Annotated in this window: 24 protein-coding genes and 1 tRNA gene; 21 read left to right on the top strand and 4 right to left on the bottom strand. The window is 57.1% G+C overall.

Annotated features, from left to right (window positions below; all coding sequences use genetic code 11):
- Position 1 precedes the first annotated feature (1 nt).
- Positions 2–87, bottom strand: a tRNA-Leu gene (locus tag WMP97_RS11240).
- Positions 88–314: 227 nt separating this feature from the next.
- Here WMP97_RS11240 and WMP97_RS11235 point away from each other — a divergent pair.
- Both WMP97_RS11235 and WMP97_RS11230 read left to right on the top strand, forming a co-directional pair.
- Positions 315–854: a YbhB/YbcL family Raf kinase inhibitor-like protein gene (locus tag WMP97_RS11235; protein WP_340440521.1), complete on the top strand. Its 540-nt coding sequence runs from the start codon at positions 315–317 to the stop codon at positions 852–854.
- Positions 854–1246 carry a hypothetical protein gene (locus WMP97_RS11230; protein ID WP_340440520.1) on the top strand — a complete coding sequence of 131 codons (393 nt, stop codon included), beginning with the start codon at positions 854–856 and terminating at the stop codon, positions 1244–1246. The genes WMP97_RS11235 and WMP97_RS11230 overlap by 1 nt, the downstream gene beginning before the upstream one ends.
- Before the next feature lie 99 nt (positions 1247–1345).
- Here the strand turns inward: WMP97_RS11230 and WMP97_RS11225 are convergent, their stop codons facing one another.
- Complete coding sequence (locus tag WMP97_RS11225; protein ID WP_340440519.1) at positions 1346–2461, bottom strand: quinone-dependent dihydroorotate dehydrogenase; 1116 nt, start codon at positions 2459–2461, stop codon at positions 1346–1348.
- 4 nt (positions 2462–2465) lie between these two features.
- Positions 2466–3512, bottom strand: a complete 1047-nt coding sequence (locus WMP97_RS11220; RefSeq protein ID WP_340440518.1) for a hypothetical protein — start codon at positions 3510–3512, stop codon at positions 2466–2468.
- A gap of 66 nt (positions 3513–3578) precedes the next feature.
- On the opposite strand from WMP97_RS11220, the gene WMP97_RS11215 reads away from it, so the two are divergent.
- The 9 genes from WMP97_RS11215 to WMP97_RS11175 all read left to right on the top strand — a co-directional run bounded on the left by WMP97_RS11215 (position 3579) and on the right by WMP97_RS11175 (position 13282).
- Complete coding sequence (locus WMP97_RS11215; RefSeq protein WP_239205993.1) at positions 3579–4433, top strand: undecaprenyl-diphosphate phosphatase; 855 nt, start codon at positions 3579–3581, stop codon at positions 4431–4433.
- A gap of 25 nt (positions 4434–4458) precedes the next feature.
- Positions 4459–5697, top strand: a complete 1239-nt coding sequence (mshC, locus tag WMP97_RS11210) for a cysteine--1-D-myo-inosityl 2-amino-2-deoxy-alpha-D-glucopyranoside ligase (RefSeq protein ID WP_248098290.1) — start codon at positions 4459–4461, stop codon at positions 5695–5697.
- 24 nt (positions 5698–5721) lie between these two features.
- Positions 5722–6105 (top strand): hypothetical protein, encoded by a 384-nt coding sequence (locus WMP97_RS11205; RefSeq protein ID WP_023021542.1) that lies wholly within the window; start codon positions 5722–5724, stop codon positions 6103–6105.
- 127 nt (positions 6106–6232) lie between these two features.
- Positions 6233–6949, top strand: coding sequence for an HAD family hydrolase (locus WMP97_RS11200; protein ID WP_340440517.1), 717 nt, complete (start codon positions 6233–6235; stop codon positions 6947–6949).
- Between the two features lie 58 nt (positions 6950–7007).
- Positions 7008–7271, top strand: a complete 264-nt coding sequence (locus WMP97_RS11195) for a phosphoribosyl-ATP diphosphatase (protein WP_301732062.1) — start codon at positions 7008–7010, stop codon at positions 7269–7271.
- A gap of 29 nt (positions 7272–7300) precedes the next feature.
- Positions 7301–8146, top strand: a complete 846-nt coding sequence (gene hisG / locus WMP97_RS11190; protein ID WP_023021545.1) for an ATP phosphoribosyltransferase — start codon at positions 7301–7303, stop codon at positions 8144–8146.
- Positions 8147–8256: 110 nt separating this feature from the next.
- Positions 8257–9816: an aspartate ammonia-lyase gene (gene aspA / locus WMP97_RS11185; protein WP_023027852.1), complete on the top strand. Its 1560-nt coding sequence runs from the start codon at positions 8257–8259 to the stop codon at positions 9814–9816.
- 352 nt (positions 9817–10168) lie between these two features.
- On the top strand, positions 10169–11476 hold the full coding sequence (locus WMP97_RS11180) for an anaerobic C4-dicarboxylate transporter (RefSeq protein WP_301732064.1): 1308 nt from the start codon (positions 10169–10171) through the stop codon (positions 11474–11476).
- 138 nt (positions 11477–11614) lie between these two features.
- Positions 11615–13282 (top strand): formate--tetrahydrofolate ligase, encoded by a 1668-nt coding sequence (locus tag WMP97_RS11175; RefSeq protein ID WP_340440516.1) that lies wholly within the window; start codon positions 11615–11617, stop codon positions 13280–13282.
- Positions 13283–13294: 12 nt separating this feature from the next.
- Here the strand turns inward: WMP97_RS11175 and WMP97_RS11170 are convergent, their stop codons facing one another.
- Positions 13295–14125: a RecB family exonuclease gene (locus WMP97_RS11170; RefSeq protein WP_301732065.1), complete on the bottom strand. Its 831-nt coding sequence runs from the start codon at positions 14123–14125 to the stop codon at positions 13295–13297.
- A 46-nt stretch (positions 14126–14171) separates the two neighbouring features.
- Between WMP97_RS11170 and WMP97_RS11165 the strand changes: the two genes are divergently transcribed.
- From WMP97_RS11165 to tatC, 10 genes are all read left to right on the top strand, one after another.
- The gene (locus WMP97_RS11165; RefSeq protein ID WP_340440515.1) at positions 14172–15425 is read left to right on the top strand and encodes a M18 family aminopeptidase; all 1254 of its coding nucleotides are present in this window, start codon (positions 14172–14174) and stop codon (positions 15423–15425) included.
- A 28-nt stretch (positions 15426–15453) separates the two neighbouring features.
- Positions 15454–16290, top strand: a complete 837-nt coding sequence (locus WMP97_RS11160; protein ID WP_301715754.1) for a tRNA (adenine-N1)-methyltransferase — start codon at positions 15454–15456, stop codon at positions 16288–16290.
- Positions 16291–16363: 73 nt separating this feature from the next.
- A complete protein-coding gene (arc, locus tag WMP97_RS11155) occupies positions 16364–17929 on the top strand; it encodes a proteasome ATPase (protein WP_340440514.1) in 1566 nt (521 codons plus the stop codon).
- Positions 17926–19458: a depupylase/deamidase Dop gene (gene dop, locus WMP97_RS11150; protein WP_340440513.1), complete on the top strand. Its 1533-nt coding sequence runs from the start codon at positions 17926–17928 to the stop codon at positions 19456–19458. Before arc ends, dop begins: the two co-directional genes overlap by 4 nt.
- 54 nt (positions 19459–19512) lie before the next feature.
- A complete protein-coding gene (locus WMP97_RS11145; protein WP_005324778.1) occupies positions 19513–19704 on the top strand; it encodes a ubiquitin-like protein Pup in 192 nt (63 codons plus the stop codon).
- A gap of 38 nt (positions 19705–19742) precedes the next feature.
- On the top strand, positions 19743–21122 hold the full coding sequence (gene pafA, locus WMP97_RS11140; protein ID WP_301715787.1) for a Pup--protein ligase: 1380 nt from the start codon (positions 19743–19745) through the stop codon (positions 21120–21122).
- Between the two features lie 38 nt (positions 21123–21160).
- Positions 21161–22147 carry a helix-turn-helix transcriptional regulator gene (locus WMP97_RS11135; RefSeq protein ID WP_239206017.1) on the top strand — a complete coding sequence of 329 codons (987 nt, stop codon included), beginning with the start codon at positions 21161–21163 and terminating at the stop codon, positions 22145–22147.
- 2 nt (positions 22148–22149) lie between these two features.
- Entirely contained in the window at positions 22150–23106 is a 957-nt protein-coding gene (locus WMP97_RS11130) for a helix-turn-helix transcriptional regulator (protein ID WP_248098279.1), read from the top strand.
- A gap of 97 nt (positions 23107–23203) precedes the next feature.
- On the top strand, positions 23204–23467 hold the full coding sequence (gene tatA / locus WMP97_RS11125; protein ID WP_239206021.1) for a Sec-independent protein translocase subunit TatA: 264 nt from the start codon (positions 23204–23206) through the stop codon (positions 23465–23467).
- Positions 23468–23576: 109 nt separating this feature from the next.
- Positions 23577–24659 carry a twin-arginine translocase subunit TatC gene (gene tatC / locus WMP97_RS11120; RefSeq protein WP_301732070.1) on the top strand — a complete coding sequence of 361 codons (1083 nt, stop codon included), beginning with the start codon at positions 23577–23579 and terminating at the stop codon, positions 24657–24659.
- The last annotated feature ends 21 nt before the right edge of the window (positions 24660–24680 follow it).

The following is a 24680-nucleotide window of genomic DNA, read 5'->3' as shown; positions in this document are numbered from 1 at the left end:
GTGCCCGAGGGGGGACTTGAACCCCCACGTCCGTTAATAGGACACTAGCACCTCAAGCTAGCGCGTCTGCCATTCCGCCACCCGGGCAGGGTGTTTGTCAGCCTCTCGGCTGGGCACTCCGATACTGTATCTTGCGTGGGGTGTGCTTTACAAATCGCCAGCGTAGGGCGCCGAAAAGTCCATGCGTGAAGGGCGGTGAAATACATGGGTGTAATCCGGCCTTAGCGTCGTACTGGGGTACGACTGTAGTGTGACCATGGCGTGCGGTTACACCACATCGACATCGCCTTGTGAGGTGGGGTACAAATGGGTCTATGAATTCTTATGCAGATGACTCCCGCTTCCCTGGACCAGATCCCTACGCACCGCTGCGTGATGTTCCTTCCTTTGTTCTTTCTTCCACCGACGTGGTCGAAGGCGATGAGCTGCAAGAAAAGCTTCGCGCTCCGGAAAGCGTTTCCCCTCAGCTTGCGTGGTCCGGTTTGCCTGAAGGCACTAAGTCCCTGGCTGTGACCTGTTTCGACCCGGATGCGCCCACCGCTTCTGGTTTCTGGCACTGGGCGGCCTTCAATATCCCCGTTGAGGTAAGCGAGTTGCCTACCAATGCTGGTGCTGCAGAAGACCTGGGCATTGACGGTGTTATTAGCTTGCGCAACGATTCGGGCGAGCGCACCTACTATGGCGCTAACCCGCCTGCAGCTCACGCACCTCACCGCTATCTGTACGCAGTCCATGCAGTAGACGTGGAGAAGCTCGATATCGACCCAGATGCAACCCCGACTGTGCTCGGTTTCAACCTGCATTTCCACGCGCTCGGCCGTTCCATTTTGTGGGGCTGGTACGAGGCAAAGTAATGGCAAGTAGCTCTAGTGCATCGCAGGCTAGCCCTCCGGCGACCCTGCGGGTCGGCGGCGCCTTCATGGTGGTCGCATTCGTGCTGGCTCTCTTCGCGCTAATCTCTGTCTTTTCGGATGGCTGGGGAGCCGACTTCGCATGGACGTATTCGAAGGTGGCTATTGTTGCCGCCGCGTTCCTCGTCGGGGCCTTTAGTACCATGAGTAGAAGCCAGGCGGGAAGCCGCGCCCAGGTTGCGGCATTAGTGGTTGCGATCGTAGGCATTGCGGCGAGCCGCTTCTTACCCGGCGGGATTTTATTTACCCAAGCGCAGTTTTGGGTGGTGTTCTACGCCGGCTTCGCAGTCCTGTGCGCACTTATTCTCAGGCACAGCGCTATGGCGCAAGCCTAGCCAGTGCCGTGTTTAATCAATGAAAGTCCGCCCCCAGCTGCTTAGGGTAGAGCAGGTGGGGGCGGACTACTTTGTTTAACCAAGAGTCTCCGATAGGGATTAATCCACGGGTTTCCATGGCAGTCCAGAGCCAACCGCTTGGGAAATATTGCGCAAGCCGTGGGCGCGGATTTGGGCGGCAATGCCACGGTGGATATCGCGGATCCAATCTGGACCGCCGTAGATAAGGCCGGTGTAGCCCTGCAACAAGGAAGCGCCGGAAGTGATGCGTTCCCACGCTTGCTCCGGCGTGGAGATGCCCCCGACGGAGATGAGGGTGAGCTGGCCGCCGACACGCTCATTGAGACGGCGCAGCACCTCCAGAGAGCGCTCGGCTACCGGGGGACCAGATACGCCACCGGCCCCCATTTCCGCTACCTCGGCGGGAGGGGTCTTGAGCCCCTCGCGGGAAATGGTGGTATTGGTCGCTACGATACCGTCGAGACCGAGTTCAAGGGCTAGGTCTGCCACGGCATCTACGTCGGAATCCGAAAGATCGGGAGCGATTTTCACCAACACTGGAACGGCGGTGCACTCTTGCACGGCAGAAAGAATGGGTCGCAGCGACTCCACTGCTTGTAGGTCGCGCAGGCCCGGGGTATTCGGCGAGGAAACGTTGACTACAAGGAAGTCAGCCAAGTCGCCCAATACGGAAGCAGAGCGGCGGTAGTCTTCCACAGCGTGCTCGGCAGGGGTGACTTTAGTCTTGCCAATATTGATGCCAATAACATCGCTGTAGCGGCGCTTGCGGAGGTTTTCTGCAGCGGCCGCTGCGCCTTCATTGTTAAAGCCCATGCGGTTCAAGATGGCCTTGTCGGCTTTAAGGCGGAAAAGTCGTGGCGCAGGATTTCCCGGCTGTGCTTGGGCGGTGACGGTGCCCAACTCCGCGAAGCCGAAGCCAATCGGGGACCAGGTATCAGCAGCGGCGGCATTCTTATCAAACCCAGCGGCTAGTCCCAGTGGGCGGGAAAACTCTACGCCAAAGACCTCTTGGCGGAGCACCGGATCGTTGACCGGCAGCACCTTTGCCAGGGCCCGGTTGGCCGGACCAACCGCCTGGAGTCCACGCAGTGCGGTGTTGATAATTCCGTGGATTCGCTCCGGGCTAAGCTGAAACATGCCTCGCAATGCCACTTGGTAGGCCTGCGCGCGCAGTCGATCGATAGTGCTGGTCATGGTGTTAAGACTCCTTCTTCAGGTGCGGGGTGTCCACGAACTGGAGGCCGTGGCCGGTGGTGGAGGCGGCGACAAAGGTGCCATCGGCAAGCACGGCAATGTTTTGTGCATCTGGCACGGTAGAGATATCTCCGCGCAGTTCCGGAACGCCTTTATTTATCTCATAGGCATGAGCCTTGTTCGTATCTGTGGCGCTGACCCACGCCAGATTGTGCTCCTTGTCCCAAGCTACGCCCCATGGGGTGCCATTGACGTTGCCGTATTGGTGCAGGCGAACGACATCATCGGAAGTGTAGATAGCCAAGCGTCCGCCCTCAGTATCGGAGGCAAGAACAACGCCATTGTCGCCCACCGCGATGCTTCCTACACCCTGGCCTACGCGCAGTCGACCGCCCGCGCGATCATTAGTCCAATCCACGTTTTGAATGGTGGAATCCTCGCGGTGAATGCGTACCACTCCATCGTCACCCGTGGAATTGGGCACGGCTAGTAGCTGGTCCGAGCCGGCTTCGACCTCGATGTCACCTTCGCGTTTGCCGTCTTTATAAATGCCAACGGTGCTGGAATCGGCTGAGGTAGCAAAGATCTCGCCGCTGGAAAGCTGGGTGGCAGCAGTAACAGGAGTCTCCTCCTCCATACGGACCTCCTCGGGAGAATCCGGGGAGGAGGGATCGATGAGCAGGACCTTTTCCGGGCAGGCCAGTACAAAGCCCGACGACGATGAACTTAGATCACCGCACTCCGCAGAAATGTCTAAAGCAGTTGCCTTATGGCCCGCAAACTCTTTATGGTTGCCGATAAGGAGCTGGTCCTTAGTGCGCACCGCAAGCGAGTTATCGACGGCGGCAAGGTCTGTGATGTCTTCCTTAAGGCCTACGACGGTGCCCTCCGGGTCCGCCTTGACAGGGGAGGCCGCTGGGGTGGCATTGCCCTTGACTGCGGTTTCTGGGTCGGCGCCTACGCCCACATCAGGCTGGCAGGCAGCCAATGCGGTGGCGCTTAACGCCAGCAAACTGGATAAGACAAGTGCGGTGCCGGATTGAGATTTCACGGCTACTAATCCTAACAGTGCGCGTTGTAAAAACCCGAAGCTTAGCGCGGCTGTAGTGTGAAGCAGGTGATTTCTAATACCGCTACTGACGCTGTTTCTTGGGCGCAGGTCATTGTTTTATCGATCGTGCAGGGGCTGACCGAGTTTCTTCCGGTCAGTTCTTCCGGTCACCTGCGCATTGTTTCCGAGCTTTTCTGGGGCAAAGACGCCGGCGCTTCCTTTACTGCCGTTATTCAGTTGGGTACCGAGCTGGCTGTGCTGGTCTATTTCGCTCCTATGATTTGGCAGATTCTGTCCGGTTGGTTCCGCGGTTGGACCGATAAATCTTCTCGTGGCCAAGACTGGCGCATGGGATGGATGGTCATCGTTGGCTCCATTCCCATCGGTATCATCGGCTACGCCTTCGAAGACGCAATCCGCGGAGCGCTACGCAACCTGTGGATCACCGCCGCCATGCTGATTCTTTTCTCCTTTGTGTTCATCGCCGCAGAAAAGCTAGGAAAAAAGGAGCGCGGTTTCGAACAGCTGACTATGAAAGACGCCATCGTCATGGGCCTGTGCCAGTGCTTGGCACTCATCCCAGGCGTTTCTCGCTCTGGCGGCACCATCTCTGGTGGCCTGTTCTTGGGGCTGGACCGCGAGGTGGCCACGCGCTTTAGCTTTTTGCTCGCCATTCCAGCAGTCCTGGCTTCGGGGCTTTTCTCGCTTCCCGACGCCTTTTCTCCCGACGCCGGCCAATCCGCTACCGGCCTCCAGCTTCTGGTAGGCACTGGCATCGCCTTCGCCCTAGGCTACGCCTCCATTGCATGGTTGCTGAAGTTCGTGGGCAACCATTCCTTCTCGTGGTTTGCCGCTTACCGCATCCCAGTCGGTGTTCTCGTTATGATCCTATTGGCGCTGGGAGTCCTGCAGCCGTTGTAAAGCACACCGCGTTAGTATGGTGGCTATGCATTCTTGGCCTATACCTTCTTTCCGCCCTGTGCCGGGTGAAGCGGCGCAGCTGCACTTGTACGATTCCGCGAATCAGACCATCGCTCCCGTAGAGGTCGCAGGGGATACCGCAACCATGTACGTGTGTGGCATTACGCCCTATGACTCCACCCATTTGGGCCATGCTGCCACGTACCTGACGTTTGACCTTATCTACCGCGCGTTCTTGGACGCCGGGAAGAAGGTCCACTACGTCCAAAACATCACCGATGTCGATGATCCACTGTTTGAGCGCGCCGAACGCGATGGGGTGGACTGGCGCGAGCTCGGTACGTCTCAGATTGAGCTCTTCCGCTCCGATATGGAGTTGCTTTCCGTCTTTCCACCGCAAGACTATGTCGGTGCCATGGAGGCCGTCGATGAAATCGTGGAGATGGTCCAGAAACTTCTAGACGCCGGTGCGGCCTACGTCGTAGATGATCCCGAACACCCAGATATCTACGCCTCCATCGAGGCCACCGAGCAGTTTGGATACGAGTCCAATTATTCTGCGGCAGAGATGCAGACCTTCTTTGCAGAACGCGGCGGCGATCCAGACCGCCCAGGAAAGAAGAACCCGCTTGATGCACTCATCTGGCGCGCTCACCGCGAGGGAGAGCCCGCTTGGGAGTCGCCCTTTGGTCCTGGCCGTCCGGGCTGGCATATTGAATGTTCCGCTATTGCCACCAATCGTTTAGGTTCGACCTTTGATATTCAAGGTGGCGGTAGTGACTTGAAGTTCCCACACCACGAATTTTCCGCCGCCCACGCCGAGGCGGCCCTAGGCGTGGACCGCATGGCAAAGTTTTATGTACACACAGGCATGATCGGCCTCGACGGGGTCAAGATGTCTAAGTCCTTGGGCAACCTTGTCTTCGTCCACAAGCTAGTAGGAGCAGGCGAGGAGCCCTCCGCTATCCGCCTGGGCGTCTTCGCTGGGCATTACCGCGATGAGCGGGATTGGTCGGATGAAGTGCTCAAAGAGTCAAAGCACCGGTTGTCCGCGTGGCGGGAAGCAGTGGCTACGCCAGGAAGCATGGCGGGAGCTCAAGGGGTCGTCGCCAAGCTGCGCGCGGCGATTGCCAATGACCTCGATACCCCTGCGGCGCTGGCTGCTGTGGATGAGTGGTCGCAGGCTGACCGTGGCACAGACGAAGAAGGAGCGGCCGATTTGGTTCGCACTGCCCTAAATTCACTCCTCGGCGTGCAGGTTTAGCCAAGATAGGGCAGTATCTACAGCATGAGCATTCGCGCCGATTTCCAGCCCACCGTAGATGAGTTCATAAGTGATCTGAAGTCCTTCGCCACCGGCGATTACCTCAAAGAGGAGGAAAAGGAGTTCTGGGAGGCTCCGTTTGATGCCAGCGTGCTTCCGGAGCTACGCGGTCACCTTGAGAATATGCTCGATGGGCTGGATGCCCTTCCGGATGATCCAGATGGCCCGCAGCTGGTAACCGTGTTGTCCAAGACCGTTCGTGCGTTGGCCGATTTTAATCGTGCCCAGCACGACGCTGTCCTCGAGCCGGAAGAGAAGGAAGAGCTATCTGAGCTTATCTACAATGCCTGCGCGGCAACTGGAGCAGATGACGAAGCTCTATCGCACATTCCAGAACTAGACTTTTAGTTCTTGTCCTCTCGCTTTTTAAGCGCCGGCCCGCGGCATAATCGCAGCCTGGCGCTTACTTCTGTGCCCTTAGCGCATGGTCGGTTTCACCCCACAGCCTTTTAAAGAGAAAGTTAGTTTTATTCTCGTGCAGCACCCCGATGCCGTTTCTAGTCTGACAAAGCCCGCCGCCATTTTCTGGGACATGGATGGCACGCTCACCAATTCGGAGCCGCTTTGGGCGGAGGCAACGTTCTATCTCTCGGAGCTCCTGGGGAAGCGTTTAACTCCCACCCAGCGCCTTGCCACTGTGGGGGCGACTTTTGAGACGACCTTGGGGATTTGCGCAGATAATGCGGGGGTGACACTGCGGCCCGGTGACAGCGATCGATACCGCGCTCGGATGTTTGACTATGTCAAAGGTCTTTTCGCTCGCAAGCTGGAGATTTTCCCTGGCATTCCTGCGTTGCTGCATGAGCTGAAGGCGGATCGCGTGCCAATGATGGTGACGACTAATACCGAGCGCAACGTCGCCGATGCCGCCATTAGCGCGTTGGGGCGGCAGTACTTTGTCGATACTATTTGCGGGGATGAAGTGCCTGCCGGGAAACCTGCACCGGATATGTACCGCGAAGCGGCCCGCCGCATCGGAGCTAAGCCCGCAGATTGCTTGGTATTTGAAGATTCCGCCACCGGAATGCGCGCCGCAGTTGATGCTGGCTGTGTAGTCATCGGCTTGCCCGAAGATGACGAGGTGGAGGTTCCGCCGGAGGTCACCGAGGTCTCCCAGCTCCGCAACTCGCGGCACCTCGCCGGTGCTCGGGCCTCCGAGGTCTATGAGTGGTTTAGCCAGATTTCGAAATAGCAGTAGAACTTTAAGGTTTTACTACATTCTCTAACTACCTGTGGAACAATAGGTAGCCGTGAAGAACTTTGAGACCCTTTTTGCTGAATTATCCGAAAAAGCTGCCCAGCGCCCCGCTGGTTCTGGCACCGTTGCCGCATTGGATAAAGGCGAGCATCACATAGGCAAAAAGATCATCGAAGAAGCCGGGGAAGTGTGGATCGCCGCAGAGTATCAGTCTGATGCTGAGCTAGCAGAAGAAATGTCTCAGCTGCTCTATTGGATTCAGGTCATGATGCTCAAGCGGGGGCTTACCCCAGAAGACATCTACAACTACCTTTAAACAGCGCCCCACGGGACGGAAGGATCCACATGATAAAGATTGCTGTACCGAACAAAGGCTCATTGTCAGAATCCGCCGTGGAGATTCTTACAGAGGCCGGCTACAAGGGGCGTGGACATTCCAAAACACTCAACGTGGTTGATGCGGATAACGGGGTTGAGTTTTTCTTCTTAAGGCCCAAAGATATCGCCATCTATGTTGCCCGCGGTGTTTTGGATCTGGGTATTACCGGTCGCGATTTAGCTCTCGACTCAAAGGCGAGCTTTGATGAGGTTCTGCCATTAGGGTTTGGAGGATCTACTTTTCGCTATGCAGCCCCGCAGGGGGAGGAGTGGGATATCTCTCAACTGGATGGTCGCCGGATCGCGACCTCTTACCCCAATCTTGTCCGTGCGAACCTTGCCGAGCATGGAATTGAGGCCGATGTTATTCGGCTAGACGGAGCGGTAGAGATCTCCATCCGGTTAGGCGTTGCCGATGTCATTGCTGATGTCGTGTCAACTGGTACTACCTTGCGCCAACAAGGGTTGGCGCCGTTCGGCGAGCCGATCATTGAGTCCGAGGCTGTAGTAATCAAGCGCACAGGGGTAGAAGTTAGCGAAGAAGAGCAGGTGGTGCTCGACCGCATGCAGGGAATTTTGCACGCTCGCACCTATTTGATGATCGATTACAACATCGCGCAATCCAATCTCGATGCGGCTGCTGGTACTACTCCCGGGTTAACCGGTCCTACGGTCTCACCATTGGCGCGTGAGGGCTGGGTGGCGGTGCGCGCGATGGTTCCCAAGAAAAACGCCAACCAAGTCATGGACCGGCTTTCCCAACTCGGCGCAGAGGCGATCTTGGCTTCTGATTTACGCATCGCCCGCTTTTAGGGGGAGCGAATTTTCTGGGTCGGCCCAAATAGATTCAGTCGTGGCTAACATTAGCGCTTGAGGTTACTCATCCGAATATAAGTCTCGACAGGCAAAGGAGCCGAGCCATCATGGCAAAGTCCTCTAAGAAAGAAGAAAAGGACACCAAGTCTGCAGCAAAGGACGTGAAGAAGAAGGAAGCTGATACTTCCACTCACGCTGCACAGCAGAAGGTGGCCGAACAGAAGGCACCTAAGAACTCCAGCAAGAAGACTCGTACCGAGACCGACCTTCTTGGCTCTTTGGAAGTTCCAGCGGACGCTTACTACGGTGTGCACACCGTTCGCGCTATGGAAAACTTCCAGATTTCTTACGTAACCATCAACACTATCCCGCACTTCATTCGCGGCATGGTCCAGGTCAAGAAGGCGGCTGCCATGGCAAACCGTCGCCTTCACGTGTTGCCTAAGAAGAAGGCCGAAGCCATCATCTGGGCTTGTGACCAGATCCTGGAAGAGGGCCGCTGCATGGACCAGTTCCCACTGGACGTTTTCCAGGGTGGTGCTGGTACCTCGCTGAACATGAATACCAACGAGGTCGTTGCCAACCTCGCTCTGGAATATCTTGGTGAGGAGAAGGGCTCTTATGACATCATCAACCCCAATGATGATGTGAACATGTCCCAGTCCACCAACGATGCTTACCCGACCGGTTTCCGCCTGGGTCTGCATGCAGCGGTTGACCACCTCATTGAGCGCATGGATGGCCTGCGCGCCGCGTTCCAGGACAAGGGCAATGAATTCCAGGACATCCTGAAGATGGGCCGTACCCAGCTCCAGGACGCTGTTCCGATGACCTTGGGCGATGAGTTCAAGGGCTTTGCCAATAACCTGAACGAGGAACAAGCATTGCTGCGCGATGCTCAGCGCCGCCTGCTGGAGATCAACCTGGGTGCAACCGCAATCGGCACCGGCGTAAACACTCCTGCCGGCTACCGCCACCAGGTCACAGCAGCCTTGTCTGAGGTTACGGGCTTGGAAATGAAGACCGCACGCGATCTCATTGAAGCAACCTCTGACTGTGGTGCTTACGTGCTGCTGCACGCAACCATCAAGCGCGCAGCGATGAAGCTCGCCAAGATTTGTAATGACCTGCGCCTGCTGTCCTCCGGCCCTCGCGCTGGCCTGGCTGAGATTAATCTGCCAGCCCGCCAGGCTGGCTCCTCCATCATGCCGGGTAAGGTAAACCCGGTTATCCCGGAGGTTGTCAACCAGACCTGCTTCAAGATCTTCGGCAATGACCACGTAGTCACCATGGCCGCTGAGGCAGGCCAGCTGCAGCTAAACGTCATGGAGCCGGTCATCGGCGAAGCGCTGTTCCAGTCCATTCGTATCATGGGCAACGCCGTCGATGCGCTGCACGAAAAGTGCGTCACGGGCATCACCGCCAACGCGGATGTGTGCCGCGCCTACGTAGAAAATTCCATTGGTATCGTCACCTACCTGAATCCGTTCATCGGCCACCACAATGGTGATTTGATCGCTAAGGAGTCCTTGGAGACCGGCAAGGGCGTCAAGGAACTCGTCCTGGAGAAGGGCCTGCTGGATGAAGCAACCTTGAACAAGGTTCTGTCCGTAGAAAACCTCATGCACCCAGAGTTCCGAGGCCAGCTCTTCATTGACGAAGACTAAGCCCACAGCGCTTTAGGAGCAGCAGGGTATAGTGCCCGCGGAGTAGGCCCCCGCAGTTGCCGCCACTTTTACTTCACATGGAAGTAAAGCAGGCGGAGGCTGCGGGGGTTTGTGCATGGTGAAGGGGCACTATTCACATTCATCTTTTATTCTCCTGTACAGGGACGATGCGTCTTAGAATACCGGTCATTTTATAGCGGAATCCTTATTTTATGTGGGAATCAACACAAACAGGCACTTTGAATGAATAAATCACCACAGCGGGTGCAAAATAGAAGATGGTGAGGACGGCATGCACTCTTTATGGAGATGCGTGCCCATAGTTTGCATAGAGAGCGTATGGAGTACGTCCATGGTTATTGTTCATATAGTCATCGTTCTCGCGGCCATCGTTTTGGGTGCGAGAATTGGATCAATTGGTATCGGTATGGCCGGCGGCCTCGGCGTGTTGGCGCTTGGTCTCACCGGTGTTCCCATTACTAGGGAAGATATCCCCTTCGATGTTATCGGCATCATCATGACCGTCATTGCTGCTATCGCAGCAATGCAGCGAGCTGGCGGTATGGACTATTTGGTGCACATTGCAGAGAAGTTCCTGCGCAAAAACCCAAAGCGGATCACGTTCTACGCGCCAATTGTTACGTGGCTAATGACGGTTCTCGCTGGCACCGGGCACACTGCGTTTTCTACTTTGCCGGTTATCGTCGAGGTAGCTAAAGAGGGTAAGGTTCGTCCTTCACGCCCGCTATCCATCGCGGTAGTTGCCTCTCAGATGGCAATCTGTGCTTCGCCCATTTCGGCAGCCGTGGTGTTGCTCGCTAGCCTGCTAGAGCCGACTGGGGTGGGCTATTTGCAGGTACTGGCGGTCGTTATTCCGGCGACATTCCTGTCTATCTTCCCAGCTGCCTGGGTAGCTAATAAGTTTGGCAAAGAGCTTGAAGATGATCCGGTTTACTTGGAGCGCAAGGCACAAGGCCTGGTCAAGGAACCACTCGGCGCAGGGAACTACTCTCCGCAGAAGGGTGCCAAGGCTTCTGTTCTCGTGTTCTTGGTAGCCATCATCATCGTGATGGCGTGGGCCACCCTGACCTCGGAGCAGGTGGGGCTTATCGCCGACCCGACCCTTCCACGTAATGAAGCCATTATGACGGTCATGCTCACCGCTGCCACCATCATCGTTATGATGACCAAGGTCCCGGCTGGAGATGTTTTGAATACGCCGGTCTTCAAGTCCGGTATGTCCGCATGTATTTGTGTGCTGGGCGTGGCTTGGCTGGGCACCAGCCTTATCAACCACTACATGGACGATATTCAGTCTATGGCTGGCAGCGTTATTGAATCTTCGCCGTGGCTGCTCGCAGTGGTGCTATTCTTCGCTGCAGCGTTGCTGTACTCGCAAGCCGCTACGACCAAGGCCCTTATGCCGGCAGCCCTTGCCCTGGGAGTAAGCCCCATTACCGCAGTCGCTGCCTTCCCGGCGGTGTCCGCTCTGTTTATCCTGCCGACTTACCCAACCTTGTTGGCAGCAGTCGAGATGGACGATACCGGCTCGACTCGTATCGGCAAGGCCGTATTCAACCACCCATTCCTGATCCCAGGTACGGTCAGCATCGTGCTCTCTGTCCTCTTGGGCTATGCATTCGGTTTCATCTTCCTATAACTAGAGGAAGATAAAACCATCCCCAAGGCGCCCTTCAGGGGCGCCTTTTTGGTTGCTGCATCAGCGGGCAACTTAATCCATTTCACTTTCTTGCCTAAATGAGCCCTATTTAGCTCAACCGCTCAGTAGGCTTAGGTCATGACTACTCAGCCATCCGATGTTGAAATTGCCCAAGCCCACCAATTGCAGCCGATTGCAGAGATAGCAGCCAAGGCGGGCATTCCTTCCGACGCCGTGATTCCCTACGGCTCCACCAAGGCCAAGGTAGATATCACCAAGGTTGACTATTCCAAGGAAAACCGGGGCCAGCTGGTGCTTGTCACCGGCGTATCACCTACCCCTGCCGGCGAGGGAAAATCCACCGTTCTCATCGGCTTGACCGATGCCCTAGACCAATTGGGCAAGAAAGCGATAGTTGCTCTGCGAGAGCCCTCCCAAGGACCAGTGATGGGTATTAAAGGCGGTGCGGCTGGCGGCGGCTATGCACAGATTGTGCCCATGGAGGACATCAATCTGCACTTCACCGGTGATTTTCACGCGATTACCTCCGCAACCAACACCTTGGCCGCCATCATTGATAACCACATCCATCAAGGCAACGCATTGGGCATCGACCCACGACGCGTTACGTGGCAACGGTGCGTGGACGTCAATGACCGTGCCTTGCGCAACGTAGTTACTGGTCTAGGCGGGCCAACGCACGGCGTGCCTGCTGAAACCGGTTTCACCATTACTGCCGCTTCTGAAATCATGGCCATTTTGTGCTTGGCCACGAATCTTGAAGACCTGAAGAAGCGTCTTGGCGATATCACCATCGGGTTCACCTACGATCAACGCCCTGTTACCGCGCGTGACCTGAACGCAGAAGGTGCTCTCACGGCACTGATGCGTGATGCCCTTAATCCGAACCTCGTACAGACCCTCGGCGGGGTGCCAGCCTTGGTACACGGTGGACCATTCGCCAATATTGCACACGGTTGCAACTCCCTATTAGCAACTCAAACCGCTCTACAATTCGGCGATATTGTCCTGAGCGAAGCTGGCTTCGGCTCCGATTTGGGCGGGGAGAAATTCGTCGATATCAAGGCACGCTTTGGCGATCTGGATGCTGCCGGTGCGGTTGTTGTTGCCACCATTCGTTCGCAAAAATACAACGGCGGAGTAGCCAAGGATAAGCTCACGGAAGAGAACGTAGATGCGCTCAAGGCGGGCATTGTCAACCTTGAGCGCCACGTAGAAAATCTGCGCAAATTCGGTATCAAGCCAGTGGTAGCGCTCAACCTCTTTTGGTCGGATACGGAGGCGGAACGCGAGTTTATGCGGCAGTGGGCCAAGGACTTTGGAGTGGCCTTGGAAGAAGCCAACGTCTGGTCCGAGGGCGGTGCAGGTGCGACTAAGCTGGCAGAGACCTTGCTGGAGAACCTGCAGGGCGGTGCCAAGCAGCTCTACGATCCGCAGCAGGGAATTGAAGCCTCCATCGAGACCATTGCTCGCGAGATTTATCGCGCCGATCGCGTGGAGTATGGAGCGAAGGCGCTTAAAGATCTGAAGTACATCCAGGACAATGGCTGGGACAAGCTACCCGTGGTCATTTCCAAGACGCAGTATTCCTTCAGCGATGATGCATCTGAATTGGGTGCGCCGGAAGGCCATACGCTGCATGTCCGCGAATTGCTGCCGCGCACCGGCTCAGGCTTTATCGTTGTGCTCACCGGCAATGTCATGACGATGCCGGGGTTGCCAAAGAAGCCGGCGGCCAACAACATAGACGTCGATAAGGACGGCACTATCTCCGGACTTTTCTAAGGCCGCGTGGACCTAGTCCTTGTTATCCGCCGCGGAACCAGGCCACCCTGGATACTGCGGCGGCGTGCCGCCGAATTCGGGGCAGAGATCCTGGTGGGCACACCAGCCACATAGCTTGGAGGGCTTGGGGCGGAAATCCCCGGCGCGCCCATCGGCTTCAATTTTGGCCCACAACTCGCCGAGATCGCGCTCGAAGTACTCCAGCTCCTCTCGGTTTGGGCTAAGAAACATCGAGTCCAAGACCTTGAGGTACATAAGCCGCAACTGGTGGGGGATAGTGCCTAGAATGCGCCAGTAGACTAGCGCGTAGAAACGCATTTGGAATTGGGCATCTTGTGAATAGCGGGGTAGTGGTTTCTTGCCGGTTTTATAGTCAACGACGCGGACCTCGCCGGTGGGAGCGCGGTCCACTCGGTCGATGAAGCCACGAACGGGAACTCCATTAGGAAGGATTGTATTCACGTACATCTCGGTTTCTTGGCAATCAAAGCCTTGCGGATTTTCCATCTGGAAATAGCCTTTGAGCAATTCCCTGGCGGAAACGAAGAAGTCATAGGTGTCTTCTTTTGGCACGAGCTCGAGCAGTTCCGCGTCCTTTGCGGTCATGTCTGCCCACGAGGGCTTAATCATTTTTACTGCGGCAGGATAGGTGCGCTCTGCGCGCGGTAGCTTATGCATTTCTTCCAGTACGGCATGCACTAAGGTTCCTTTGACCTGAGCAATGGTTTTGGGTTCGGGCAGCTTGTCAATGGCTCGGAAGCGATAGAGCAGTGGGCACTGCTTGTAATCGGAAGCGCGCGAGGGTGACAGGGCAAGCGGGCGGGGTGTCGATGAAGTAGCCATGGTGTATCTAGCCTATCGTCGTGCGTTTCGTGGCAAGCTAGGAGGTATGAGTTATACCGAAGATTTCCTCGATTTCATCGCCGCTTCTCCTTCCTCTTATCACGCTGCGGAGGAGGTATCCCGCCAATTGCGCGAGGTGGGATTTGATCTACAGGATGAGAGCGAGGAATGGTCGGCCGCACCAGGTGGCCACGTGATGGTGCGCGGTGGCGCGGTAGCGGCCTGGTATGTACCACAGGGGGCGGATAAGAATTCTGGTTTCCGCATCGTGGGGTCACATACGGACTCGCCGGGCCTGGTGCTCAAACCCACGCCGGACTTTTCGGCGGCGGGCTGGCAGCAAGTAGCAGTAGAGGTCTACGGCGGGGCGCTACTGCATACCTGGTTTGACCGAGAGTTGACCGTCGCTGGCCAGATTGTGACTAAGGACGGCACGCGGCATGTGGTAAATACTGGCCCTGTCCTGCGCCTGCCGTCTTTGGCCATCCACCTGTACCGCAAGGATGAGTTCAAACCAGACCGACAGCACAATATGCAGCCTGTCTTAAGCGTCGGTGACCCAGAGGCATCGATCTTGCAGGTAGTGGGGGAGAAGGCGGGCGTCGGCAAGCAGGATATTGCATCCTTCAACCTGATTACGGCCGATGCCGCCCGCGGTGAGGTCTTTGGGGCAGGAGAGCAGTTCATTGCAGCCGGGCGCATGGATAATCTTTCTTCTGTACATGCCTCCTTGGCGGCGATGAAGAATGCTGCCAAGGACTATCAGGGCAAGGATATTTTGGTCATGATGGCCTTTGACCACGAAGAGGTAGGTTCCAGCTCCCGCTACGGTGCGGGCGGGCCTATTCTGGCGGACGTCATTACTCGAACGGCCCGGGCACTGGGAGCTAACGAGGAGGAACGCTTCCAGATGTTTTCCCGCTCGAGTTGTGTCTCGGCCGATGCGGCACATTCGGTGCATCCCAATTACGTGGGCAAGCACGATCCCACGCACCACCCGATAATCGGCAAGGGACCAGTGACCAAGATCAACGGCAACCAGCGCTATGCCTCCGATGCCACCACAGTGGCGTTGTGGGAAGCAGCGTGCGACAAGGCTGGCGTGCCGGTGCAGCGCTTTGTGGGCAATAATGACGTGCCGTGCGGATCGACCATCGGTCCCATCACCGCAACCCGTTTGGGCATCGACACCGTGGATGTGGGCGTGCCCATGCTGTCGATGCACTCGGCGCGTGAAATGGTGGGCGAGCGGGACCAAGTATGGCTTGCACAAGCGCTTGAGGCATACTTGGTGGGATAGTAATCGCAACCTCGAGGAGTCTTGAGACATGGCTTATTCCGGCCCCTTTGCCTATGGCGACCGCGTGCAGCTTACCGACGCCAAGCGGCGCCACTACACGGTCATCCTTGAAGAGGGAGGCCAGTTCCACTCCCACAAGGGCATAATTAACCACGATGACATCGTGGGTATGGATGAGGGTTCGGTTATTGAGTCCACCCTTGGCTCCTCCTTCCTTCTATTCCGTCACCTGATGGTGGACCATGTGCTGTCCATGCCGCGCGGTGCCGCGGTGATTTACCCCAAGGATGCGGCACAGATCTTGGTAGAAGGCGATATTTTCATGGGCGCGCGCGTGCTCGAGGCCGGTGCCGGTTCCGGTGCGCTATCCATGTCTTTGCTGCGTGCCGTCGGCCCAGAAGGCCATGTGTATTCCTATGAGGTGCGCGATGATCACCTTGAGTATGCGGTGGATAACGTGAAGGAATACTTTGGCGAGCAGCCGGAGTGGTGGTCGCCGCGCCTTGGTGATCTGGCAGACGTTACCACTGCAGACCTGGGTGGGCCGGTAGACCGCGTTATCCTCGACATGCTCGAACCATGGGAACACTTGGAGACCGTGCGCGATCTCCTCATCCCAGGTGGCGTGTTTATGACCTACGTGGCAACGGTGCCACAGCTAATGAAGGTCATGGAAGGCATTCGTGAACTCAAGTGCTTCACTGAGCCCAAGGCATGGGAATCGCTGGTGCGTGAATGGAAGGTCGAAGGCCTAGCTACCCGCCCAGAGCACCGCATGAATGCGCACACCGCCTTCCTCATCTGGACTCGCCGCCTGGCCGATGGTGTCACCCCACCACGCCCGCAGCGCCGTGCCCGGAAGTAGGGCCGCTTTAACGCCCAGAATTTAAAGCGGAAGTGCCCTCTCTCGCTGCCCGCGCCGCGTTAGAGTAGTGGGCATGGATGAAGCCACGGACTATAAGCGGCAGGTCAGCCAGCTTGCCGCCCGCAATCAGAAGTTGGCGGGCTTATTAAAAGAATCGCGCGTGAAGCTGGAGCAGCTTTTTGCCGAGCTCAACGCGCTGGCTGAGCCGGCATCGACCTACGGTGTTTTTCTAGGTTATTCGCCGAACCACAGCGAGGTGGGAACCACCGCGGAGGTCTATACCAATGGCCGCATTATGCAGCTTAAGGTCTCGCCTAACGTGGAACCAGGCAGTCTCTCGGCCGGCCAGCAGGTTCGCTTGGGCGATGGCTTCGTGGTCGTGGAAGGGTGCCCGCCTGAGCGTACAGGCGAGCTAGCAACGGTGGTGGAGCGCCTCAGCCAAGACCGCCTGATAGTGGCAAATTCCTCTGGTGAGGAAAAGGTAGTGCTGCTAGCCCAAGCACTGCGCGAGGATACCCGGGTGTCGGCAGGCGAGGTAGTACTCGTGGATCCCAAAGCTGCAATCGCGCTGGAAAAGGTGGAGAAAACGGAGGTCTCCCAGCTTTCTTTGGAAGAGGTCCCGGATGTGCGCTATGAGGATATCGGCGGCCTAGACGAGCAGATTTCCCAGATCCGCGATTCCGTAGAGCTACCGTTTATCCATCCCGACCTCTATCACCAATTCGAGCTACAGCCGCCTAAGGGCGTGCTCCTGTATGGCCCGCCAGGGTGCGGTAAGACGCTTATTGCCAAGGCAGTAGCCCACTCTTTAGCCCAGCAATTAGGCAGCGAGGGCACGAGCTACTTCCTCAACATCAAGGGCCCAGAGCTGCTCAATAAGTATGTGGGGGAGACGGAACGCCGCATCCGCCTCATTTTTGAGCGGGCCCGCGAATTGGCCCAGCTCAGCGCTGACCGGCCAGTGGTCATCTTCTTCGATGAGATGGAATCGATCTTCCGCACTCGTGGCTCGGGTGTGTCCTCCGATATGGAAACCACGGTTGTTCCCCAGCTGCTCACGGAACTCGATGGAGTTGAGAGCCTGTCCAATGTGATTGTCATTGGCGCTACCAACCGCGAAGAACTCATCGATCCCGCCATCATGCGCCCCGGCCGGCTTGATATCAAGATCCGGGTCAACCGGCCGAATAAACAGGGGGCCCGAGAGATTTTCGCTCGGCACTTCACCGAATCCGTCCCGCACCAGGGCGCGTTGGACGAACTCATTAGCGCCGCGGTGGATGAGCTTTATGCCGATCGCCCCTTCGTACAGCTGCACTTTTCCAGCGGGGAACGCGAAATATTGCATTACCGCGACTTTGTCTCCGGCGCAATGATTGCCAATATCCTCTCGCGGGCCAAAAAGCTGGCTATCAAGGACGCTCTCCGGTTGCGCGCAGGCAGCGAGCAGGCGGCAGGCGGAGACCACGAGGGCATCGCCAAGCAGCACTTGCTCGATGCCATCGCTGCCGAGCGCGCCGAATCAGAATATGTTCCTACCTCCACCAACCCGGAGGAATGGACCAAGATCATTTCCCAAGACCATTCGGGTGCCCGCGTAGAACGGGTGGAGTTATTGACCACAAGGAGGAGCGCATGAGCCGCATTGTAGGTACCGAAACCGAGTACGGAATTGCAACCCCGGAGCTGCCGGAGTACTCACCTATTATTTCTTCCACTCACGCGGTAGTAGCTTATGCCGCGATGCACACAGGGGCTCGGTCACGCTGGGATTTTGCCGAGGAACACCCGCTGCGCGATTCTCGCGGTTTTGATCTCAAGCGTTACCAGACGGTGCCCGTTGTCGACCCGAATGCCATTGGAGTAGCCAATGTGGTCACGGCTAATGGCGCGCGCTTTTATGTCGACCATGCGCACCCAGAGTATTCCGCGCCGGAATGCACTAATGCCTGCGACGCCACGCTTTATGACGCCGCAGGGGATGCTACGCTCCTGCAAGCGGCTGCGGCCGTGGCGGGGCTGAGCGCGCAAGGAAAGTCCGTCCTTGCCAACCATGAGCCCTGTCCGGCCCTGCGTTTCTATAAAAATAACGTAGATGGAAAAGGCGCATCTTATGGCTCTCATGAGAACTATCAGTACTCCCGTGAAACGGACTTCGACACCATGGCGCAGGCCCTCATCCCTTTCTTCGTTGCTCGCCAGGTAGTCATCGGCGCTGGACGCATGGGACTGGGGGAGTTTGGTGAGGAGCCAGGTTTCCAGATCTCCCAACGCGCTGATTATATTGAGCAAGAAATCTCGCTGGAGACCACCCTCAATCGCGGCATTATCAATACCCGCGATGAGCCGCATGCAGTCCATGCTGACTTCGGCCGCCTCCACGTCATCATTGGGGACGCGAATATGTCGCAGACGTCTACATTGCTCAAACTGGGGATGACCTCTCTGGTGCTCGATGCCATCGAAGAGGGCGTGGACTTCAGCGACCTCCGCCTGCAGGATGCTGTGGCGGAAGTCCCACGCGTGAGCCGCGATCTTAGGCTTCAGCATCGGCTCACGCTTGCCGACGCCCGCCAGCTCACCGCTCTAGAGCTCCTTGCCGAATATCGCGCACGCGTCACCCCACGCACACCCACCGATCACAAGGTCCTCGCGGCCTGGGACGAGGTAGTTGCGCTACTGGATAAAGACCCGATGCAGGCCGCACACCTGCTGGACTGGGTGGCAAAGTATCGCCTGATTAAGGGCTATCTCGACCGCGGCATCAATCCAGACGACCCCAAGCTGCGGCTCATAGACCTGCAATACGCGGAGATTGACCCGGCCAAATCGCTTCACCACGCTCTAGTGCGCAAAGGCCAGATGCGGCAGCTTTTTAGCGCCGCCGAAATTGAGCGTGTTTCCAGCTGTCCGCCGGAGGACACCCGCGCTTATTTCCGCGGCCGAGTAACGCAGAAATTCGGCGAGGATATCATTGCCGCAAGCTGGCAAAGCCTCACCGTACAAGTAGGGGAGGGCACCGCCGCACCGTGGGCCACAGTCCCCATGGATATCGCCACTGGTCTCACTCAGGCTGAATGTGGAGAGATGATTGACGCCGCCGACACGGTCGAGGATCTTCTCCAAGGACTCACTGACAGCGGGATCCACCCCGAGTACCGTAATTAACAACCACGAATTAAAGCAGGATCCAGCAGGATCCACAGAAAGGATTTCCCACCTATGTCCACTCACCAGTCTCAGGTCACCGGCGGTAATGGCGGCGATGACTCCGCTGGCGACGAGGAGTTTACCTCCACGCAGCTCAGCATCAATACCACCGGCACCGATGAACTCCTCGATGAGATCGACGGGCTACTAGAAAATAACGCCGAGGAATTCGTGCGCTCCTATGTCCAAAAGGGCGGGCAGTAAGGGTGACTGACCAGCGCCCTATCTTTGCCCGACGCATCATGGGCATTGAAACAGAATATGGCCTAACTACCAGCGCGGGCTCGAAGGAACGGACTCTGAGCCCCGATGAGGTAGCGCGCGTGCTTTTCCGGCCCATCGTCCAGGAGCATTCCTCCTCCAATATTTTTTCAACCAATGCCAGCCGCCTCTACCTCGATGTCGGTTCCCACCCCGAGGTAGCCACCGCCGAGTGTGATAGCTTGAGCCAGCTTTTAGCCTATGAATGCGCGGGCGATGCCATTGTCAACCGGCTCGGCGAGCAAGCAGAGCAAGCCTTCGCCGCCACGGGCCACCCGCGTGCGGTGTACCTTTTTAAAAACAACGTGGACTCGGCTGGCAACTCCTTCGGCTGCCATGAAAACTATCTCATTGGCCGCCACATGGTGCTCAAGGATTTGGGGCTCGCGCTTTTGCCGTTTCTTATCACCCGCCAGCTCATTTGTGGCGCTGGCATGATCCAACCCGCTAAGGGCGATAAGCCCGCCCAGTTTCTGCTTTCGCAGCGTGCGGACCAGGTGTGGGAAGGCGTATCTTCTGCCACCACCCGTTCGCGTCCCATCATTAATACCCGCGATGAGCCGCATGGCGATTCCAAACGTTTCCGCCGCATGCACGTCATTGTAGGAGATTCCAATATGGCCGAGCCCACTATGGCGCTGAAAGTAGGCTCAACGCTGCTTATCTTGGAAATGCTGGAAGCGGGTTTTGAGCTGCCGGAATTTGATATCGAAAAGCCGATTCACCATATCCGCGCCATCGCGCGCGATATGACGGGTTTGACCGAACTGCCGCTTGCCGGAGGTGGCTCCGTTACCGCGCTGGAGGTGCAACAGCAGCTCTGTATGCGCGCAAGCCAATGGCTGGAAGAAAGGGAAGACGCTGGTACCCCTACCTCCGAAATGCGACGCGTGGTTGATCTCTGGCAGCGCACCTTGCGTGCCATTGAGACCCAAGATTTTTCCGAAGTGGACAGGGAAATCGACTGGGTCATTAAACTCGCCCTGCTTGAGCGCTACCGTGCGCGGCTCGGTGGGCAGTGGGACCACCCTAAGCTGGCCCAGATTGATATGACGTATCACGATATCCGTCCTGGACGCGGGCTCTACCATGTACTGCTGCGCAAAGGTCTTATCGATCGCTGGATTGAGGATTCTGATATTGAACGCGCGATGGACACAGCGCCGGCGACCACGCGTGCTGCGCTGCGCGGCCAGTTCTTGGCTACCGCGCGTAACTGTGGCGCCAATGTCACCGTTGATTGGACGCGGCTGAAAGTCAATCGGCCCGAACCGCGAACCGAGGAACTTTTGGATCCCTTCATTGCCCACGATGAACGAGTCGATGCATTGCTAGACTATATGCGTTCACACCACAGCTAGACCCACCATAGAGTCATATCAGGGAGACAACACAGCACGTGGCAGCACACAACCCCACGCCCAAACGACATGATGAGGCGGTAGAACGGCTCACCAACCTCTCCTTCGCGCTACAAGGCGCGGCAAACTCCGGCGGTAGCCCTGATCGCAGCGCTGCATGGATTCGTCGCCACGTTGCCGGGTACGGCGATAAGTCGGGCGAGGCTTTTGCCAAGTCCTTGGCGCGCGATATAGCGACCCTCCAACGTGCTGGGGTGCCCATTGTGCATTCCGGTGGTGAGGATGGCGCGCGCTACCGTCTTGACGCGAGTAGTTACCAGCTACCGTCGGTGGAATTTTCTCCGGAAGAGGCCATGGTTTTAGGCATAGCAGGGGGAATGGGTACCACGGGAGGCTTAAGCGATTTCTCTTTATCTGGGTGGACCAAGATTGCCGCCAGCGGCGCCTCGCGCAACCTTTCCGGCGCGCCGGTGTACACAGCGGTCAATGACATCACCCGCCTTGCCCCGGAAGTTATTACCTCTGTCCTCGCTGCGGTGCGCAACCGACTGCGCATTACTTTTTCCTACCGCGCAAACCCGGCCGCTAAGCCAGTACGCCGCGTGATGGATCCTTGGGGAGTGGTCAACCGTGATAGCCACATTTACATCGTGGGTTTCGATGTGGACCGCGGCGCCCCACGTGTCTTTCGTGCGCTTCGCGTCTCCGATATCAAACGCTCACATCATCCTGCAGAACACACCGTGCCAACAGAGACCTTGCAGGTCTTGGTAGAGCGCGCATTGCAGCGCGGAGAAAAGGTAGACGCGCGGCTTATTATTCCGGTGGGAAAGGCACAGGAGTTAATGGATGCGGGCGAGAAGCAGCCTGATGGCACGGTAATGCTGCGCAACGTGGATAAGGATTGGCTCGTGCGCACAGCGGCCGGGTACGCGCCAGAGGTACAGGTGGTCGAACCTGCCGGGGTGCGCCAGGAGGTCATTTCTCTTCTGCGCGCCGCCGCGCAACGGCAGGAAGGACGCTAGATATGGCCGATGCATCGCAAAAGCTCCAGGCGCTCGTGCGCTCTTTGAACCTGATTCCTTACTTTAAAAATCACCCCGACAAGACGCCGATGGAAGCGGCTACGGATTTGGGAATGGAGCCCGGTGAGCTGAAGGAGGCCCTCGATCGTCTATTTTGTTCCGGCACGGGCCGCAATACTGAAGATCTCATTGATCTCAGCTTCAGCTACCGCGACGGGGTAACCATTCACAATGATCAAGGCCTAAGCCAAGCGTTGCGTCTTACTCCCACCGAGGCCGGCGCCTTGCTCCTTACCTTGGAGTCACTGCAGGCAATGCCGGGGCTCATTGACGCCCAGGCTGTCGAATCCGCCGCTGCTAAACTACGCGGCATCATGGATGAAAAGACGGCAGCAATCTATGATTCGCTGTCTACTCCGGCCCCTGAAGAGACGGATATCCAAGCGCTTTTGACTCAAGCGGTCAATGAACGAAAGCGAGTGAGGCTGCGCTACTGGAGTGCTTCATCTAATGCAGAATCCGAGAGGCTGGTGGACCCAGCCCGCATCTTCATCGTTGATTCTGAGCCTTATCTAGCGGCATGGGAAGAAGCTAAGCAAGCCCATCGCACCTTCCGGATCGACCGTATAAGGACCGCTCACATGGAAGAAGAGCAGTCGCAGCCGCACTTAAAAGACCTCGATTTCGATGCCGTTTCACCCTTTAATTTGGGCAATGGGGACACCGTGAAACTAGCAATTAACCAAGAATTCACGTGGCTGGCTGAGTATTACGATATGCGGCTGGGCGAAGACCTAGGAAATGGGGAAGTAGCTGCGACGATGCCTGTGGGATCAGTGGACTGGCTGATTCGTTTTGCCTTGGGTCAAGCTGATAGGTTGCGAGTAGTTGCTCCTCAATCCGTGGTTAAGCTCATTGCGGAGCGAGGAAATGCCGCTTTGAGCGGCTATACTCAATAGCCAGTTACTTGCCCGTTAACTGCGCCCGCCCGCTGGAAGATTTTCCGGCAGTACCGCTGCTCGGCATGCTGGCGCACTAGTTGAAAGAGGTTTCTCCATGAGCCTAGGACCTATGGAAATCGGCCTAATCGTTCTCGTTATCGTCTTGCTATTCGGTGCAAAGAAGCTGCCGGATCTGGCACGTTCCATGGGCCGTTCCATGCGCATCTTCAAATCTGAGGTTAATGAGATGCAGTCCGAGGATACCCAGCGTTCCCAGGCGCAGGCACAGCTGAACCAGAAGCAGCAGTCCGACGAGGAATTCTGGAATCGACCGGACATGCAGCCGGGCCAGCAGAGCAACACCAACCCTCAGCAGTAAACGCCCCCAGCCCGTCGTTGCGCGAACACCTCTGCAGCGCGTGGATACACTCTCGTAATCCGCGCAGCAGGGAAGTGTTCGCTTCTTTGCGTTTGAAAGAGCCATACTGATGTCGCCACAGTCACAACCTGTTTCTGCCCCGAAGGCAAGCAAGAACGTGAAGGGGAAGCTGCGTTTTTCGCGCAAGCAGAAGAACCCTACCGGGGAGATGACCTTGGTGGAGCACCTGCAGGAGCTTCGCCGCCGCGTCATCATCGCCGTTTTAGCGGTGGTCGTCGGCGCCATCATTGGCTTTATCTGGTACCAACGCGCACCGTTCGGTATCTCCCCGCTGGGTGAGATCCTCCGCGAGCCCTATTGTGCGCTGCCAGCAGACAAGCGCGCCTCTTTCAGTGCGGATGGCGAATGCCGTCTTTTGGCCACCAGCCCTTTTGAAATGCTCCTGCTGCGCTTGAAGGTAGGCGCTCTGGCGGGCACCGTATTGTCCTCGCCGGTGTGGCTATATCAGATTTGGGCCTTCGTAGTCCCTGGCCTCCATAAAAATGAGCGTCGCTACACCTTGAGTTTCGTCTCTGCCGCAGTGGGACTATTCGTTGCTGGCGCCGTGCTCGCGTATTTCATCCTGTCCGTTGGGCTGGAATTCCTCATGGGCATCGGTGAAGAGTACCAAACAGCAGCGCTGACAGGTGAACGCTATTTCTACTTCCTTTTGGCATTGCTGCTGATATTCGGCATCAGCTTTGAAATTCCCCTGCTTATCGTCTCGCTCAATCTTATCGGCGTGCTCGAATATGAGCATGTCAAAGACAAACGGCGGATCATTATCGTCCTCGTGATGATTTTTGCCGCCTTTGTCACCCCGGGCCAGGATCCCTTCTCAATGGTGGTCTTAGCTGGATCCCTCATTCTTCTTATTGAGATTGCATTCCAGTTCTGTCGCCTCCACGATAAGCGCATGCAACGCCAGCGCCCCGAGTGGATGGACCTCGACGATGAGGCTGCCTCACCGCTCGGCGCAGGACCAGGAGCGGTCGGCGGGCCTACACCCGTCGCGGCGCCAAGCCAGGTAAACCCTTCACCCATCCCCACGCAGCCAGTTCAACAGGCCCGGCAGCAGCCGGAGCAAACGTGGAACACTGAGTCCAAGGGCACTCCGTCACACGGCGGCGGCTTTTTCGACGATGTCCTCTAGGCACGGGTAGCCTGGGGAGTC

The sequence above is a fragment of the Corynebacterium sp. KPL4072 genome (assembly GCF_037908395.1).
Classification (GTDB): Bacteria; Actinomycetota; Actinomycetes; order Mycobacteriales; family Mycobacteriaceae; genus Corynebacterium; species Corynebacterium kefirresidentii.
This window is presented reverse-complemented; position numbering and strand designations above follow the sequence as displayed.